Below are 14,273 nucleotides of genomic sequence, written 5' to 3'. Positions count from 1 at the left end.
TCGGTGGCCTGGGCGCTGGCCTCACTGAGCCAGCGGCCCAGCTCGGCCTTGATGAAGCCGGTGGCCATGCCGCTGGCCACTTCGCCGGCGTTGTAGCCGCCCATGCCGTCGGCGAGCACCGCGAGCGCCGCAGCTTCGTCGACGATCACCGAGTCTTCGTTGTTGTTGCGCGAGCGCCCGGTGTCGGTGGCACTGGCGAACTCGAAGCGCATGGTCTGGGTCACGGGCAAGGACGTGGGCATCGGCGGGAATCGCGGCGCTGCGTTGCGCGCCGATCCTCGGGATTGTGCCCGGCTTCGGGCGTCGCGGCAGGTGCCCGCAGCCCCCGGTTACGGTGGCGCGGCGGCGCCTGGGCTCGCCTGGGGCTCGGCGGCCTGGAGATGGCCCTGAGCGGCCGCGGTCTGAGCGGATTCATCCTCCAGCAAGGCCAGCACCGCGGCAAGGTCGGCGGCCATCGCGTCGCCGTCGGCGTAGCGCACTTCCGGGCGCTTCTCTAGCGCCAGCGCCACGATGTCGGCCAGCGCCTGCGGCAGTTCGGGGCGCAGCGTGCGAACGTCCGGCGCGGTGTCGTTGCCGATGGAGTGCAGCAGCGCGGCCATGGAGTCGGCGCGGTGCGGCAAGCTACCGGTGAGCAGCTGGAACAGAGTGACACCGAGCGCGTAGAGGTCGCTGCGCCCGTCGGTGCGCGCGCCGGCCATTTGCTCGGGCGACATGAACGATGGCGTGCCCAATACGAGGCCGGTGCGCGTCTGCGTGGAATCGATGATGCGGGCGATGCCGAAGTCAGTCACCTTCACCATGCCGCTCGCCGGCTCGACCATGATGTTGGCCGGCTTGATGTCACGGTGGGTGACGCCCTGGCGGTGTGCATAGGCCAGCGCCCGCGCCACGCGCGCCCCGATGGCCACCACCACCGACACCGGTAGCAGCCGGGCCGGCTGCGCATCGACGCTGAGATCGTGGCCGCCCAGCAGCTCCATGGCGATGAAGGCGGTGCCGTCCTGCTCGCCGGTCTCGCGGATGGCGACGATGTCGGGGTGCTGCAGGCGCCCGGCCGTCTCGGCCTCGCGGAAGAAGCGCTCGCGCGCTTCGTCGAGCGCCTCGCCGTGGAATTCACGGCCGAGCGCCATGGTCTTGATGGCCACCGCCTCGCCGTTGCGCTCGTCGCGGGCGAGCAGCACCATGCCCATGGCGCCGCGGCCGATGTCGCGCTCGATCAGGTAGCGGCCGATGCGGCGCACCGGATCGGGCATGCGCGAATCGAGCTGGGTGTCTTGCACGCTGTCGAGCTGGGTGCTGGCGAAGTGCGAGACGCCGCGAGCTCGTTCGCGATCGTTGCGCCGGCGGTCGCCGCCCCGGCGACGCTGCTGCGCCGCGGGCGCCGCGTGCCGGCGCCACGCCAGAACGAGGCCCGCCACGATCAGCAGCAGCCCGAGGCCGAGCCACAGGGCGGCGGAGCTCATGCCGGGCTCAGGGCGCTCAACTCGCGTGCGTGACCGGCGTGCGGTTGCGGCCCAGCCATTTCCCCACCGCATAGACCAGCAGCGCGCCGCCGATGCCGGCGCCGTACTTGATCATGTCGGTCTGGGCGATCTTGGGGATCTGCTGCCACACGTCGGGGTTAGCCAGCGCGGGATCGCTGATCAGCATCGTGCCGGCGATCCAGCCGAGCAGCATGCCGCCGGCGGTGATGATGAAGGGGTAACGGTCCATCAGCTTGAGCACCATCTGGCTGCCCCACACGATGATCGGGATGCTGACCACGAGGCCGAAGATCACCAGCATCATGTGGTGGTCAGAATGCGCGCCCTGCGCGGCCCCGGCGATGGCGATGACGTTGTCGACGCTCATCACCAGGTCGGCGACGATGACGGTCTTGACGGCGCCCCAGAGCTTGTCACTGCCCGTGATGTTGGCATGCGGGTCTTCATCGTCGGGAACCAGCAGCTTGATGCCGATCCAGACCAGCAGGATGGCGCCGACGATCTTGAGGAACGGAATGGCCAGCAGCGTGAGTGCGAAGAAAATCAGGATGACGCGCAGCACGATCGCACCCGCAGTGCCCCACAGAATGCCCAGGGTGCGTTGCTTGGGCGGCAGCTTGCGGCAGGCCAGCGCGATGACCACCGCGTTGTCGCCGCCGAGCAGGATATCGATCATGATGATCTGACCGACCGCGACCCAGAACTCGGGCGTCATGATTGCTTCCATTTGCGCTTCCTCTAGAGATGCGTGCCGCGGCAGGCCCGGGCGACGGGGGAGTGTAGGGGGACTGAATCGGGGCCTTTCGGCAAGGGATGTCCTGTTGCTCCCTCGGCCGGCAGGCGAGAGTGGATGCAGTGCCCGGCACGCGTGAGTGGCTCCTCACCCGGCCTCTCCCCAAGGGGGAGAGGAGCAAGAGTCTTAGAGCAATCCCTTGAGCAGCTTGGCCATTTCCGATGGATTGCGCGTGACGGTGAAGCCGCACTCCTCCATCACGGCCAGCTTGGCGTCAGCGGTGTCGGCGCCGCCGGAGATCAGCGCACCGGCATGGCCCATGCGCTTGCCGGGGGGCGCGGTCACTCCGGCGATGAAGCCGACGATGGGCTTCTTCATGTTGGCCTTGCACCAGCGCGCGGCCTCGGCTTCGTCGGGGCCGCCGATCTCGCCGATCATGATCACGGCGTCGGTGTCGGGATCGTCGTTGAACAGCTGCATCACGTCGATGTGCTTGAGGCCGTTGATCGGGTCGCCGCCGATGCCGACCGCGCTGCTCTGGCCCAGGCCGAGTTCGGTGAGCTGCGCCACCGCTTCGTAAGTCAGCGTGCCGGAGCGCGAGACCACGCCGATGCGGCCCTTGCGGTGAATGTGGCCCGGCATGATGCCGATCTTGATCTCGTCGGGCGTGATGAGGCCCGGGCAGTTGGGGCCGAGCAGCAAGGTGCGCTTGCCGCCGGCCGCTTCCTTGGCCGCCATGCGGTTGCGCACCTCGAGCATGTCGCGCACGGGGATGCCTTCAGTGATGCAGATGGCGAGGTCCAGGTCGGCCTCGACCGCCTCCCAGATGGCCGCGGCGGCACCGGCCGGCGGCACGTAGATGACGCTGACGGTCGCCCCGGTGGCCGCCTTGGCGTCCTTGACCGTGGCGTGAATGGGAATGCCTTCGAAGTCTTCGCCGGCCTTCTTCGGGTTGACGCCCGCCACGAAGCATTCGCGGCCGTTGGCGTAATCGCGGCAGCCGCGGGTGTGGAACTGACCGGTCTTGCCGGTGATGCCCTGGGTGATGACCCGGGTGTTCTTGTCGATCAGGATGCTCATTGCGGTGTCCTCAGGCTTGCTTGGCGGCGGCGGCAACGACGGCCTGCGCGGCATCGGCCATGGTGTTGGCGGCGATGATCGGCAGGCCGGAGTCGGCCAGCATCTTCTTGCCGATGTCTTCGTTGGTGCCCTTCATGCGCACGACCAACGGCACGCTCAGGCCGACTGCCTTGCTGGCGACGATGACGCCGTCGGCGATGGTGTCGCAGCGCATGATGCCGCCGAAGATGTTGACCAGAATCGCCTTGATTTCCGGGTTCTTGAGCATGATCTTGAAGGCCTCGGTGACCTTCTCGGCGGTCGCGCCACCGCCCACGTCGAGAAAGTTGGCCGGCTCGCCGCCGAACAGCTTGATGGTGTCCATGGTGGCCATTGCCAGGCCGGCGCCGTTGACCAGGCAGCCGATGTTGCCATCGAGCTGGATGTAGGCGAGATCGAACTTGCTCGCTTCGATCTCGGCCGGGTCTTCCTCGTCCAGATCACGGTAGGCGACGATCTCCGGGTGGCGGAACAGCGCGTTGCTGTCGAAGTTGAACTTGGCGTCGAGCGCCTTGATGTTGCCGTTGCCTTCGAGGATCAGCGGGTTGATCTCGGCCAGGCTGCAGTCGGTCTCCATGTAGCAGCGGTAGAGCTTCCTGAGGACATCGACCGCCTGCGCCTGCGAAGCCTCGGGCACGCCGATGCCGCGCGCGAGCTCCAGGCCTTGCGCATCAGTCAAGCCGACAGCCGGGTCGATGAAGACCTTGAGGATTTTCTCGGGCGTGGCGTGCGCGACCTCCTCGATGTCCATGCCGCCTTCGCTCGACGCCATCATCGCGACGCGCTGCGTGGCGCGGTCGGTGACCGCGGCGACGTAATACTCCTTCTTGATGTCCGCGCCGTCCTCGATCAGCAGGCGACGCACCTTCTGGCCGCCGGGGCCGGTCTGGTGGGTCTTGAGCTGCATGCCGAGGATCTCGCTGGCGAGTGCCTTGACTTCATCGATCGACCGGGCGAGCTTCACGCCGCCGCCCTTGCCGCGACCGCCGGCGTGGATCTGCGCCTTGACCACCCACACCGGGCCGCCGAGTTTTTGGGCCGCCTCCACCGCCTCCTGCACAGTGAACGCCGGATACCCGCGCGGCACCGGCACGGCGAACTGGCGCAGGATTTCCTTGCCTTGATATTCGTGAATCTTCATGGGCTTGCTCTCGGAATCGGGAAAGTTGGGGTGGGCATGTTGGAGCCGGCTCGGCCTCGCTGCCAGCAGAGTCGCAGGCGCGCCAAGCGCAGCACGCCGCATCGTTGGCTTCAATCCCCCGCGGACCGGCGCGGACAGTGCAGGCGTCGCACCGCCAAGCCGTCGCTAGGGAGCGGCGAGCACTTTAGCATCCCGCATTGCGCCCAAATCGGGTCTGACACTCCAGCGCTACCATCTGGCCGTCTTGCCTTGTTGAACGCCTGAACGACTCCTTGTCGCATGTCTCGCGAACGCCTCATGAACCAACGATCCGCCCGCATCTTCATCGACGGCGAAGCCGGTACCACGGGCTTGGGCATTCGCGAGCGGCTGGCGGCGATGAGCGGCGTCGAGCTGGTCAGCATCGACCCCGCTCTGCGCAAGGATGCCGGCGTCAAGCGCGAACTGATGGCCGGCGTTGATCTGGTGGTGCTGTGCCTTCACGACGACGCTGCGCGCGAGACGGTGGGGCTGGCTGACAGCCTGCCTGGCGGCGGGCCGCGCATCATCGACGCAAGTTCGGCGCATCGGGTTGCGCCAGGCTGGGTTTACGGCTTCCCCGAACTGGCCGCGGAGCAAGCAGACGCGGTTCGCAAGGCGCGGCGGGTGAGCAACCCAGGCTGCTACCCGACCGGCGGCATCGCGCTGCTGCGCCCCCTGGTCGACGCCGGCCTGCTGCCGCCCGACTATCCGGTGGCGGTGCATGCGGTGAGCGGCTACTCAGGCGGTGGGCGGGCCATGGTCGAAGCCTTCGAGGCTGTCGGTCCCGCGCGCAGCGCACCAGCCTACGAGCTTTACGGGCTGGGGCTAGAACACAAGCACCTCGCCGAGCTGCAGCGCTACAGCAGGCTCGCTCGCCGGCCGATATTCGTGCCGAGCGTGGGGAACTTCCGGCAAGGCATGCTGGTGCAGGTGGCGCTGCACCTCGACCTTCTGACCGGCCAGCCCACGCCGGCCGATCTGCAAGCCGCGCTGGCCACTCATTACGCGGGCAGCGAGTGGGTGCACGTTCTGAGCGACAAAGAGCTGGCTGCCGAAGGGGGCAGGATCGAACCGGAGGCCCTGAACGACAGCAACCGGCTCGAGTTGCGCGTTTACGGCAACGAGGCTCGGCGCCAGGCTGTGCTCGTGGCGCGGCTCGACAACCTGGGCAAGGGCGCTTCAGGTGCCGCCGTGCAGAACCTGCGGCTGATGCTCGGCCTGGACTGACCGGCCGGTTGTTTACCGCGGCGGTTCGGCTGGTCGTTGTCGATCGCTTGGCTTTGCGGGCCATGCGGCCGAGCCGGACGGGACGGCCCGGCCGGCCGACAACAACGCGAATGAGCCGCCTCATTCGTTTGCTTCGTCCTCTGCACCTTCGCCTTTCACCACTCGCCGTACGGTTTCGGCGCTGAAGCCGCGTGCGGCGAGGAAGCGCATCTGTTTGGCGCGGCCGGCCGCGTCAGCCGCCGGCGCACCGAAGCGCCTGGCCCATACAGCGTGCGCGCGCGGCAATTCGCTGGCTTTCAGGCTGGAGTCGGTTTGCTCATCGACTTCGAGACCGTGTTGGGCCAGTTCCTGCCGGATGCGCAGATTGCCGAAACGCGTGGCGCGTGCGGTGACCCGTGTCTCGACGAAGCGCTCGGCGCTCAGCAGGTCTTTGGCAGTCAGCCATTCGAGTAGCTCATCGACCTGCCTCTCGTCGGGCGGATCGGAAGGTGAGTCGTCGGGCACGGCCGAGCCGTTAGCGGCCGCTGGCGCATGGGCGGCGGCTCTCGCCAGCCGATCGATGTGCGCAAGCAATTTGCGCCGCAGTTCCAGCCGGCTCTGCTCGCGCTGGGCGATCAGGCTCAGGGCCTTGGCCTTGAGCGAAAGAGTGGGGCGCGGCACTTTCGAGTGGTCCAGACTCAAACCGCAGCGGCTACTTCACGACTCCGCTGCTGGCGCATTGATCCGGCCTTGGGCCTGGGCCTTGGGCCCGGGGCCTTGGAGCCGCCATGCTGCCCGCCCTGCCGCTCGCCGAACAGCCTACCGTTCAGCCTTACTCCCCGCTAGCCGCCGCCTTCTTGCCCTGCTTGGCATTCGCCGCCGACTCGGCTTCGAGCGAAGGCAACAGCGCCACACCGAGCGACTCGCGAATCTTGTTTTCGATTTCGTAGGCAAGGGCGGGGTTCTCGCGCAGGAATTCGCGGCTGTTGTCCTTGCCCTGGCCGATCTTTTCGCCCTTGTAGGCGTACCAGGCGCCGGATTTGTCGACCACCTTGGCGACGACGCCCAGGTCGATGATCTCGCCTTCGCGGCTGATGCCTTCGCCGTAGAGGATGTCGAATTCGGCGGTTTTAAAGGGCGGCGCCACCTTGTTCTTGACGACCTTGACCTTGGTCTCGCTGCCGATGACCTCTTCGCCCCGCTTGATGCTCCCGATGCGGCGGATGTCGAGTCGCACCGAGGCGTAGAACTTGAGCGCGTTGCCGCCGGTGGTGGTTTCGGGCGAGCCGAACATCACGCCGATCTTCATGCGGATCTGGTTGATGAAGATCACCATCGTGTTGCTCTTCTTGATGGTGGCGGTGAGCTTGCGCAGCGCCTGGCTCATGAGCCGCGCCTGCAGGCCGGGCAGGGAGTCGCCCATTTCGCCTTCGAGCTCGGCCTTGGGCGTGAGCGCGGCGACCGAGTCGATGACGATCAGGTCGACCGAGCCGGAGCGCACCAGCGCATCGACGATCTCGAGCGCCTGCTCGCCGGTGTCGGGTTGGCTGATGAGCAGTTCTTGCAGGTTGACGCCGAGCTTTTGGGCGTATTGCGAGTCGAGTGCGTGCTCGGCATCGATGAAGGCGCAGGTGCCGTCCTGCTTCTGCATCTCGGCGATGACTTGCAGGGTGAGCGTGGTCTTGCCACTGGATTCGGGGCCGTAGATCTCGACCACGCGGCCTCGCGGCAGGCCGCCGACGCCCAGCGCGATGTCCAGCCCCAGCGAGCCGGTGGAGACGACCTGGATGTCTTCGACCACTTCGCCTTCGCCCAAGCGCATGATCGATCCCTTGCCGAACTGCTTTTCGATCTGCGCGAGCGCGGCTTGCAGGGCCTTGGCCTTTTCGGTGTTGAGTGCTTTGACGGGTGCGTCCATGGTGTTCTCCGTGATGCGCCGAATTATTGACTCAAGCTGGATGTTTGTACAGTGGTTTGTCGCTTGCGGATAGCGGTCTCCCTACAATGAAACGATCTGAGAATCGCCGGCCCCCGACGCCACAGCAGGAGACACCGCATGAGGATTCTCATCGCCGAGGACGACCGGGTTCTGGCCGACGGCCTGTTGCGCACCCTGCGCAAGGGCGGCTATGCGGTCGACCATGTCGCCAGCGGCAGCGAAGCCGATGCGGCGCTGGCCGATCACTCTTTCGACATGGTGATCCTCGACCTCGGCCTGCCCAAGCTGCACGGGCTGGAGGTGCTGCGCAAGATGCGTGCGCGCGGCACGAGCACGCCGGTGCTGATCTTGACTGCCGCCGACAGCGTCGAGCAGCGCGTGAAGGGCCTGGACCTCGGCGCCGACGACTACATGGCCAAGCCGTTCGCGCTGGCCGAGCTCGAAGCGCGCGTGCGGGCGCTCACGCGGCGGGGTCTGGGCACGGCCGCCACGGTCATCCGGCACGGGCCGCTGTCCTTCGACGCGACCGGCCGCGTGGCCTACGTGAACGACCAGATGGTGGAGCTGTCGGCGCGCGAGCTGAGCCTGCTCGAGGTGCTGCTGCAGCGCGCCGGCCGGCTGGTCAGCAAGGACCAGCTCGTCGAGCGCCTGTGCGAATGGGGCGACGAGGTGAGCAACAACGCCATCGAGGTCTACATTCACCGGCTGCGCAAGAAGATCGAGCAAGGCCCGGTGCGCATCGCGACCGTCCGCGGGCTGGGCTACTGCCTGGAGAAGATCGCGCCTTGATGAGAGCCCCCACGCACCTGCGGTGCTGGCCCGCAGGAAAACCGAATGCCGGGGCACCATGCCGGCCTGTGCCGGAATGCACGGATCGAGGAAGCATCGCGTCTGGCGACGCTGCGATCGGCAAGGCCTCGGCCTTCTGACAAGCTGACATGGACAAGCTGCGCGGCCAGCGCTCGCTGTTCGGGGAGATCCTCGACTGGATGCTCGCGCCGTTGCTGCTGCTGTGGCCGATGAGTGTGGCGCTGACCTGGCCGGTGGCGCAGAGCATCGCCCACCGGCCCTACGACCGCGCGCTCGGCGAAACGACACGCGCGCTGGCGCAGCAGATCCGCGTGGATCGCGGCCGCGTCGCCTTCACCTTGCCGACCGGCGCCGCCGACCTGCTGCGCGCCGACGAGGCCGACCAAATCTACTTCCAGGTGCTGGGCGCGCGCGGCGAGCATGTCAGCGGCGACAGCACCTTGCCGGTGCCGCCGCAAGACGAGATCCCCGCCGTCGGCGAGCTGCGCTACCGCGACGACCAAGTGCACAACCAGGATGTGCGCGTGGCCTACCTGTGGGTGGCCCTGCCCGGCGCGCCGCGCATTCCGGGTACCGCCGGGCCGGCGCTGGTGCAGGTGGCGGAAACGCTCGGCAAGCGCTCGCAGCTGGCCACCGAGATCATCAAAGGCGTGATCCTCCCGCAGTTCGTGATCCTGCCACTGGCGGTACTGCTGGTCTGGCTGGCGCTGGCGCGCGGCATCGCGCCGCTGGGCGAACTGCAGCAGCGCATTCGCCGGCGCGAGGCCGACGACCTGAGCCCGATCGACGAGATGGAAGCGCCCGAGGAGGTCTCGCCGCTGGTGCGAGCGATCAACGACCTCCTCGGCCGGCTAGACCGTTCCTTCGCGACGCAAAAGCGCTTTCTGGCCGACGCCGCCCACCAGCTCAAGACGCCGCTGGCTGGCCTGCGCACCCAGGCCGAACTGGCGCAGCGCGAGATCGACGCCGGCCAGCGCGACCCCGAAGCGCTCAAACGCTCGCTGCAGCAGATCGCCCATGCCAGCCAGCGCGCCGCGCACATGGTCAATCAGCTGCTCGCCATGGCGCGTGCCGAAGACCGCGGCATGGCCGCGCGCGCCGTCGATGTCAACCTCGCCCGCCTGGCCACCGAGACGGTGCGCGATTTCGTCCCGCGCGCGCTCGAGCATCGCCTGGATCTGGGCTACGAAGGCCCCGGCGCCGAAGGCAACACCACACCCACCGAGCGCAGCCGCGTGCTCGGCCAGCCGCTGCTGCTGCGCGAGATGCTGCGCAACCTGGTCGACAACGCGCTGCACTACACGCCGCCCGGCGGCACCGTCACCGTGCGCCTGATCTGCGATCCCTTCGGCCAGGTGGTGGTGCTGCAGATCGAGGATTCGGGGCCGGGCATACCGGCCAGCGAGCGAGATCTGGTGCTGCAGCCGTTCTACCGCGTGCTCGGCAGCAACGTCGACGGCTCCGGGCTGGGTTTGGCGATCGTGGCTGAAATCGTGCGCCAGCACGGCGCGACGCTGACCGTGAACGACACGCGAGAAGGCCCTTTGCCCGAAAACACGAGCCCGGGCGCGCGCTTCACGCTGCGCTTCGCGGCCTCGAAGCTGCCGGTCGAGCGGCCGACCGGCTCGGCGGTGGCATGAACACGAAGGAAGCCGATGCTGTGGCGGGTGCGGGTGCGGGTGCGGGTGCGGGTGCGGGTGCGGGTGCGGGTGCGGGCGCCCAAGCATTGCCGTGATGCAAGGCGATCCTGCCGGCTTCACGCTCGCCCTGCGCCGCAGCGCTCAGCTCTGCCTCAAGCGCTTGCTGCTGCGCGCGATCGACATCAGGATGCCCAGGCCCAGCCCGAGCGTCACCATCGCCGTGCCGCCGTAGCTCACGAAGGGCAGCGGAATGCCGACCACCGGCAAGATGCCGCTGACCATGCCCATGTTGACCATGGCGTAGGTGAAGAAGCTCAGGCTCACCGCACCGGCAAGCAGGCGCGAGAACATGCTCGGCGCTTCGGCGGCAATCATCAGGCCGCGGAAGATGAGGAAGACGAAGGCGAGCAGCAGCGCTACGCAGCCGGCCAGCCCGAACTCTTCGGCAAAGGCCGCGAAGATGAAGTCGGTGGTGCGCTCCGGAATGAAATCGAGGTGCGTCTGCGTGCCGTTCATGAAGCCCTTGCCCGTGGCGCCGCCAGAGCCGATGGCGATCATGCTTTGGATGATGTGAAAGCCCTTGCCCAGCGGATCCTGCGTCGGGTCGAGCAGGGTGCAGACGCGGTGCTTCTGGTAGTCGCGCAGCAACACCCAGTCCACGCCGGGCTGACAGATGGCGGTCTGGAACCAGATCAGCCCGATGACGCCGACCCCCCCGATGACCAGCACCGGCACGATCAGTTTCCAGCTCAGGCCGGCGAAGAACATCACGTACAGGCCCGCGGCCAGCACGAGCAACGATGTGCCGAGGTCGGGCTGCTTGGCGATCAGGCCGACCGGCACGGCCAACAGCACGAAGGCGACCGCGAAATCGAGCCGGCCCAACTGGCCCTCGCGGCGCTGGAACCACCAGGCCAGCATCAACGGCATGGCGATCTTGAGGATCTCGCTCGGCTGGATGACGATGAACTGCAAGTCCAGCCAGCGCGTCGCACCCTTCTTGGTGACGCCGAACAGCTCGACGGCGATCAGCAACAGCACGCCCAGCGAATACAGGGGCACCGCGATCTGCGCCAGCTTCTGCGGCGTGAGCTGGGCCACGACGAACAGCACGCCGAAGGCGATCAGCATGTTGCGGCCGTGATCGACGAAGGTCGTGCCGTGGTCGTGGCCGGCCGAGTAAATCGCCAACAGGCCCACGCCGGACAGCAGCAGCACGGCCAGCACCAGCAGGCCGTCGAACCCACCGAAGGCCGGAGCGATGCGACGCCACAGCGAGGGTTCCTCGAAGACAGCGTTCATCAAGCAAGCTGCGCGCTGCGCGCTGCGGTATGTGCCTTGCGACCGGCCCGGCGGCTCATGGCGATGGCCGTCATTGCGGCTCGCCCTTCGCAGCGGCCGCAGTGAGGCGGCGCGCTTGCGGTTGAGCCACCGTCGCAGCCGAGGCGGCGGGCGCGCGGCGCGTGGGCGCGAGCGCCGGCGCCTTGGTGGGTGCGGGCGGGCCCATCAATTCGGTGGCCGGCGTGCCGGCGGTCGTCACCGCGCCCGGCGTCAGCGGTACGAGCGGCACATCGGCGGCCAAGCGCGGCATGCCGGTCGGCGGGCCGCCCTCGCCCTTTTGCTGCAGGGCGATGTCTTCGGCGCTGGGGTAGCGGCCGAGCAGCACGTAGTCGAGCACCCGCCGCGCGATCGGCGCCGCCGCGGCCGCCCCGAAGCCGGCGTTCTCGACGATCACCGCCAACGCGACCTGCGGGTTCTCCACCGGCGCGAACGCGGTGTAGAGCGAGTGATCGCGCAGGTAGTCGTCGAGCTGCTTCTTGTCGATCTTCTCGTTCTGGCGCACGCCGATCGCCTGCGCCGTGCCGGTCTTGCCGCCGCTGCTGTAGGCCGCACCGGCAAAGACCCGCGTCGACGTGCCCTCTTGCGTCACGCCGTGAAGGGCGCGCCGGATCACCTCGACGTGCGCGGGCGAGAGGGCAAGCGGGCTCACCGCCTCCGCCGAGATGAGCCGCCGTTCGCGCGTGATGGGGTCTTCGATCTCGCGCACGACGCGCGGCTCGAAACGCTCACCGCCGGAAACCAGCGTGGCCATGGCGCTGGCCAGCTGCAGCATCGTGAAGTTGTTGTAGCCCTGGCCGATGCCCAGGGAGATCGTCTCGCCGGGGTACCACTTCTTGTGCTCCGGTGCCTTGTAGTAGTTGCGCTTCCAGGTGGTGGAAGGCAGCAGACCGGTCACCTCGCCGTTGAGGTCGATGCCGGTCTTGCGGCCGAAGCCGAAGGGCAGCAACTGCTCGTGGATCAGGTCCACGCCCATGTCGGCGGCGAGCGTGTAGTAGTAGACGTTGCTCGACTTGACGATCGAGCGGTGCATGTCGACCGACCCCAGCCCGTGGTCGCCATGGCTGCGAAAGCGGTGGTTGCCGAACATGAAGGTGCCGGAATCGTTGACGCTCTGCGACGGCGTGCGCTTGCCGCTGTGCAGCGCGGCCATGGCCATGAACGGCTTGAAGGTCGAGCCCGGCGGATAGGTACCGCGCAGGGCCCGGTTGAGCAGCGGCTTGTCGATCGATTCGTTGAGCTCCTTCCAACTGTCGACGTCGATGCCGTCGATGAACAGGTTGGGGTCGAAGGTGGGCTTGCTGACGAAGGCGAGCACCTCGCCCGAGCGCGGATCGATCGCTACCAGCGCGCCGCGACGGTCCCCGAACAGTTCCTCGACCATCGCCTGCAGCTTGATGTCGATGGACAGGCGCACCGTGTTGCCCGGGGTCGGCGGGCTCGCACGCAGGCGGCGCACCGGGCGCCCGCCGGCGGTCATCTCGACTTCCTCGAAACCGGTTCGCCCGTGCAGCTCGACCTCGTATTTCTGCTCGACGCCGAGCTTGCCGATGTGGTCGGTGCCCTTGTAGTTGGCGGCGTCCTCGGTTTCTTCGATCGCGGCCTTCTCGGTCGGATTGATGCGCCCCATGTAGCCCAACACATGGCTGGCCAGCGGGCCGTAGGGGTAGTTGCGGAACAGCCGCGCCTGGATGTCCACGCCGGGGAAGCGGAAGCTCTGGGCGGTGAAGCGGGCCACCTCCTCATCGTCGAGCTTGGTGCGGATCGGCAGCGACTCGAAGCTTCTGGTTTCGCCCAGCAGCCGGCGAAAGCGCTTGCGGTCGCTCGCATCGATGCGCACGAGCTTGGCCAGCTCGTCGAGCGTCGCGTCCAGGTCTTCGACCTGCCCCGGCGTTATTTCCAGCGTGTAGGCCGAATAGTTGCTGGCCAGCACGACGCCGTTGCGGTCGAGGATGAGCCCGCGGTTGGGTGCCAGCGGCAACACGGCAATGCGGTTGCTCTCGGCCCGGGTCGAGAGCTCGTCATGGCGCACCACCTGAAGCGTGGTCAGCCGCGCCACCAGCAAGCCGAAGCCCAACAGCACCAGCACTGCGGCGACGAGCAGCCGCAGCCGGAAGCGGCCGAGTTCGCGGTCGAGGTCCTTCAGTTCGGTCATGCGACGAAACTCGAAGCGGGGGAGCGATGCTGCGCCATTTTCGACAGTCCGTGATCGCGGTCAGGGCGCGCGGCTAGAGCGGCCGGTTCGCGTCCGGATCCGGCGCGCGACGTTGCGGCGCCAGCAACAGCACGGAAGCCACGGGCCACAGCAGCGCTTCGATCACCGGCGCTGCGGCAAGGTTCCAGCCCGGAAACGCCGCGCCTGCGGCCAAACGCACGATTAGCGACACCAGATGCGCCGTGGCGAACAGCGGCAGCACCTGCAACGCCTGCGCCGGCACGCTGAACCACAGCATCCGGCGGTGGATGGTGGTGGCGAAATAGCTCAGCAACGTGTAGGCCAGCGCATGCTGGCCGAGGAGCGAACCCTCGTGCACATCCATCAGCAAACCGAAGACGAAGGCCGCGCCGATGCCCACCTTGCGCGGCTGGTGCACGTTCCAGAACACCAGGGCCACAGCCAGCACGTCGGGCATGGCGGGCACCCGCCCCAGGGGCACCAGGTTGATCAGCAACGCGACCAGCAGCGAGCCCCACACGAACACCGGATTGACGGGCAGCAGCAGCTGGTCGGAACCCCTGGGCATGATCATGGCGCGACTCCCACCGGCGACTCGTGCGCCTCATGCCCCGCGAGACGGCCGCATGGCCGCAAGGCTGTGGCGCTCATAAGGCAAGCTTCGCT

General features: G+C 67.7%; 13 protein-coding genes. 3 read left to right on the top strand and 10 right to left on the bottom strand.

Going from position 1 to position 14,273, the window contains the following annotated elements; translation table 11 throughout:
- The 5 genes from H0W38_RS05570 to sucC form a co-directional block, all read right to left on the bottom strand.
- Positions 1–212: PP2C family serine/threonine-protein phosphatase (locus tag H0W38_RS05570; protein ID WP_367161600.1), on the bottom strand; the 212-nt coding region annotated here is incomplete at its 3' end.
- A gap of 117 nt (positions 213–329) precedes the next feature.
- A complete protein-coding gene (locus tag H0W38_RS05565) occupies positions 330–1,463 on the bottom strand; it encodes a serine/threonine-protein kinase (RefSeq protein WP_292451983.1) in 1,134 nt (377 codons plus the stop codon).
- 16 nt (positions 1,464–1,479) lie between these two features.
- Entirely contained in the window at positions 1,480–2,211 is a 732-nt protein-coding gene (locus H0W38_RS05560) for a TerC family protein (protein ID WP_292451982.1), read from the bottom strand.
- Positions 2,212–2,403: 192 nt separating this feature from the next.
- Positions 2,404–3,297: a succinate--CoA ligase subunit alpha gene (sucD, locus tag H0W38_RS05555; RefSeq protein WP_292448557.1), complete on the bottom strand. Its 894-nt coding sequence runs from the start codon at positions 3,295–3,297 to the stop codon at positions 2,404–2,406.
- Between the two features lie 10 nt (positions 3,298–3,307).
- Positions 3,308–4,477, bottom strand: a complete 1,170-nt coding sequence (sucC, locus tag H0W38_RS05550; RefSeq protein WP_292451980.1) for an ADP-forming succinate--CoA ligase subunit beta — start codon at positions 4,475–4,477, stop codon at positions 3,308–3,310.
- Between the two features lie 297 nt (positions 4,478–4,774).
- On the opposite strand from sucC, the gene argC reads away from it, so the two are divergent.
- A complete protein-coding gene (argC, locus tag H0W38_RS05545; protein ID WP_292451979.1) occupies positions 4,775–5,725 on the top strand; it encodes an N-acetyl-gamma-glutamyl-phosphate reductase in 951 nt (316 codons plus the stop codon).
- A gap of 120 nt (positions 5,726–5,845) precedes the next feature.
- On the opposite strand, the gene H0W38_RS05540 is transcribed toward argC, so the two are convergent.
- Together H0W38_RS05540 and recA are read right to left on the bottom strand one after the other, a co-directional pair.
- A complete protein-coding gene (locus tag H0W38_RS05540; RefSeq protein WP_292451978.1) occupies positions 5,846–6,385 on the bottom strand; it encodes a RecX family transcriptional regulator in 540 nt (179 codons plus the stop codon).
- 151 nt (positions 6,386–6,536) lie between these two features.
- On the bottom strand, positions 6,537–7,622 hold the full coding sequence (gene recA, locus H0W38_RS05535) for a recombinase RecA (RefSeq protein WP_292451977.1): 1,086 nt from the start codon (positions 7,620–7,622) through the stop codon (positions 6,537–6,539).
- Between the two features lie 138 nt (positions 7,623–7,760).
- Between recA and H0W38_RS05530 the strand changes: the two genes are divergently transcribed.
- Both H0W38_RS05530 and H0W38_RS05525 read left to right on the top strand, forming a co-directional pair.
- Positions 7,761–8,432, top strand: coding sequence for a response regulator transcription factor (locus tag H0W38_RS05530; RefSeq protein ID WP_292451976.1), 672 nt, complete (start codon positions 7,761–7,763; stop codon positions 8,430–8,432).
- A gap of 149 nt (positions 8,433–8,581) precedes the next feature.
- Entirely contained in the window at positions 8,582–10,093 is a 1,512-nt protein-coding gene (locus H0W38_RS05525) for a sensor histidine kinase (protein WP_292451971.1), read from the top strand.
- A gap of 141 nt (positions 10,094–10,234) precedes the next feature.
- Here the strand turns inward: H0W38_RS05525 and rodA are convergent, their stop codons facing one another.
- The 3 genes from rodA to mreD all read right to left on the bottom strand — a co-directional run bounded on the left by rodA (position 10,235) and on the right by mreD (position 14,181).
- Positions 10,235–11,395, bottom strand: coding sequence for a rod shape-determining protein RodA (rodA, locus tag H0W38_RS05520; RefSeq protein ID WP_292451969.1), 1,161 nt, complete (start codon positions 11,393–11,395; stop codon positions 10,235–10,237).
- A 70-nt stretch (positions 11,396–11,465) separates the two neighbouring features.
- Entirely contained in the window at positions 11,466–13,586 is a 2,121-nt protein-coding gene (mrdA, locus tag H0W38_RS05515; RefSeq protein WP_292451968.1) for a penicillin-binding protein 2, read from the bottom strand.
- 73 nt (positions 13,587–13,659) lie between these two features.
- Positions 13,660–14,181, bottom strand: coding sequence for a rod shape-determining protein MreD (gene mreD, locus H0W38_RS05510; protein ID WP_292451966.1), 522 nt, complete (start codon positions 14,179–14,181; stop codon positions 13,660–13,662).
- Between the last annotated feature and the right edge of the window lie 92 nt (positions 14,182–14,273).

The organism is Methylibium sp. (assembly GCF_013817365.1).
Classification (GTDB): Bacteria; Pseudomonadota; Gammaproteobacteria; order Burkholderiales; family Burkholderiaceae_C; genus Methylibium.
This window is presented reverse-complemented; position numbering and strand designations above follow the sequence as displayed.

What these genes read in the sequence shown, in the direction of transcription:
- H0W38_RS05565 (WP_292451983.1), bottom strand. Translation starts at nt 1,463, where the DNA reads ATGAGCTCCGCCGCCCTGTGGCTCGGCCTCGGGCTGCTGCTGATCGTG.
- argC (WP_292451979.1), top strand. Translation starts at nt 4,775, where the DNA reads ATGAACCAACGATCCGCCCGCATCTTCATCGACGGCGAAGCCGGTACC.
- rodA (WP_292451969.1), bottom strand. Translation starts at nt 11,395, where the DNA reads ATGAACGCTGTCTTCGAGGAACCCTCGCTGTGGCGTCGCATCGCTCCG.
- mrdA (WP_292451968.1), bottom strand. Translation starts at nt 13,586, where the DNA reads ATGACCGAACTGAAGGACCTCGACCGCGAACTCGGCCGCTTCCGGCTG.
- H0W38_RS05530 (WP_292451976.1), top strand. Translation starts at nt 7,761, where the DNA reads ATGAGGATTCTCATCGCCGAGGACGACCGGGTTCTGGCCGACGGCCTG.
- sucD (WP_292448557.1), bottom strand. Translation starts at nt 3,297, where the DNA reads ATGAGCATCCTGATCGACAAGAACACCCGGGTCATCACCCAGGGCATC.
- H0W38_RS05525 (WP_292451971.1), top strand. Translation starts at nt 8,582, where the DNA reads ATGGACAAGCTGCGCGGCCAGCGCTCGCTGTTCGGGGAGATCCTCGAC.
- recA (WP_292451977.1), bottom strand. Translation starts at nt 7,622, where the DNA reads ATGGACGCACCCGTCAAAGCACTCAACACCGAAAAGGCCAAGGCCCTG.
- H0W38_RS05560 (WP_292451982.1), bottom strand. Translation starts at nt 2,211, where the DNA reads ATGGAAGCAATCATGACGCCCGAGTTCTGGGTCGCGGTCGGTCAGATC.
- sucC (WP_292451980.1), bottom strand. Translation starts at nt 4,477, where the DNA reads ATGAAGATTCACGAATATCAAGGCAAGGAAATCCTGCGCCAGTTCGCC.
- mreD (WP_292451966.1), bottom strand. Translation starts at nt 14,181, where the DNA reads ATGATCATGCCCAGGGGTTCCGACCAGCTGCTGCTGCCCGTCAATCCG.